General features: G+C 56.6%; 1 pseudogene. It reads left to right on the forward strand.

The annotated features are described in order from the left end of the window. Positions 1–62: 62 nt before the first annotated feature. Positions 63–320, forward strand: a pseudogene (locus QP363_RS12850) (hypothetical protein); the annotation flags it as partial.

A 320-nucleotide genomic window follows, 5' to 3' on the forward strand; every position in this document is an offset into this window, starting at 1 on the left:
CTGTGGCACAGGCACGAAGGATTCTCGACGACGCCACAGCAGGCAATGGGGAACCCGGACAGGTGCGGGTTATCATTATTACCCTCGATACCACGCTGAGCGGTACCGTCGTCGATATCAACCGGATTGAAGTGGCGAAGAACTTGCCAGCCGGCCAAGGCTCGCGCAATCTGGCGCAACACCTGGGCGAAGTTGCCCGCGATGTCATGGACATGCTCGGTAATCAGCTAGCAGGCATGTATGCCACAGGAGGCGACACGCTTGTCAATACCTGCCACGCTATCGAAGCAAGCGGTATCGCACTGGAAGATTATGTGATT

Origin of the sequence: Corynebacterium sp. UMB6689 (assembly GCF_030215295.1) — a bacterium.
Classification (GTDB): Bacteria; Actinomycetota; Actinomycetes; order Mycobacteriales; family Mycobacteriaceae; genus Corynebacterium; species Corynebacterium aurimucosum.